The sequence below is a fragment of the Algoriphagus sp. genome, assembly GCF_024305035.1.
Taxonomy (GTDB): domain Bacteria; phylum Bacteroidota; class Bacteroidia; order Cytophagales; family Cyclobacteriaceae; genus Algoriphagus.
The window spans coordinates 1-1,621 of record NZ_JAMWZB010000071.1 but is presented as its reverse complement, the minus strand read 5'-3'; the positions used below and the strand labels follow the sequence as shown (position 1 = coordinate 1,621).

Below are 1,621 nucleotides of genomic sequence, written 5' to 3'. Positions count from 1 at the left end.
TTCGAAGACGAAAGTTTTGTATTTGACGGCACAGAAAAGTCATTGGCAATCACGGGAACTTTACCATCAGGAACCGAAGTCGCTTATTCTAACAACGGCAGAACGAATGTGGGAACTCAGATTGTAACTTCCACGATATCAGGTAACAACTTCACGGACTTGATTCTCACTGCCGAACTGGAAATCACTCCTGCCGGTGTCGAAGGAATTACCTTTGAGGATGAAAGTTTTGTCTTTGATGGCTCAGAAAAGTTTCTGGTGATTACCGGCGATTTACCAGCCGGAACTTCGGTTGCATACACCAATAACGTTCGGACCAACGTGGGTTCTCAGGAAGTGACGGCTACGATCTCCGGGTCGAATTTCGAGACTTTGGTATTGACCGCAGACCTGACGATCACTCCTTCGGAAGTTGAGGGAATTACTTTCGAAGACGAAAGTTTTGTATTTGACGGCACAGAAAAGTCATTGGCAATCACGGGAACTTTACCATCAGGAACCGAAGTCGCTTATTCTAACAACGGCAGAACGAATGTGGGAACTCAGATTGTAACTTCCACGATATCAGGTAACAACTTCACGGACTTGATTCTCACTGCCGAACTGGAAATCACTCCTGCCGGTGTCGAAGGAATTACCTTTGAGGATGAAAGTTTTGTCTTTGATGGCTCAGAAAAGTTTCTGGTGATTACCGGCGATTTACCAGCCGGAACTTCGGTTGCATACACCAATAACGTTCGGACCAACGTGGGTTCTCAGGAAGTGACGGCTACGATCTCCGGGTCGAATTTCGAGACTTTGGTATTGACCGCAGACCTGACGATCACTCTTGCGGAAGTTGAGGGAATTACTTTCGAAGACGAAAGTTTTGTATTTGACGGCACAGAAAAGTCATTGGCAATCACCGGTGATTTACCTGAGGAGACTTCAGTTGAATACAGCAATAATAGCCGGATCGATGTAGGGCTTCAGACCGTAACGGCTACCATCACAGGAGGAAATTATGAGGAATTATTACTTACCGCTGAATTGACAATCACCCCAGCCACCCTGAGCATCACTGCAGAAGCGAATCAAAGCAAGACCTACGGGGATGCCGATCCAACGTTCAGCTACCAGGCCAGCGGCTTTAAAAATGGAGATGGAGAAAGCATTCTGACTGGAGCCTTGGCCAGAGTTGTCGGAGAGAATGTAGGCAGCTATGCGATCAATCTGGGTAGCTTAAGCGCGGGAGCTAACTATACGATCAACTATACCGGAGCAGACTTTGCGATCACGGAAAGGACGCTAACCGTAATTGCCGATCCAAATCAGGGTAAGGTTTATGGGGAAGCTGACCCAACGCTGACCTATACGGCTAGTAACTTTGGTAACGGGGAGGATGAAAGTATCCTGAGCGGAGTTTTAGCCAGAACAGCCGGAGAGAATGTAGGTAGCTATGCGATCAGCCTAGGCAGCTTAAGTGCCGGAGACAATTATACGATTGACTTTACCGGAGCAGATTTTGCAATCACTCCAGCAACGCTGAACATTACAGCAGATGCGAATCAAAGCAAGACCTACGGGGATGAAGATCCAATCTTTACCTACACGGCTACCGGCTTTAAAAACGGGGATGATG

Annotated in this window: 1 protein-coding gene; it reads left to right on the top strand. The window is 47.3% G+C overall.

Annotated features, from left to right (window positions below):
* On the top strand, positions 1-1,621 hold a 1,621-nt coding region (locus tag Q0L00_RS19535; RefSeq protein ID WP_297338576.1), incomplete at both ends, for an MBG domain-containing protein.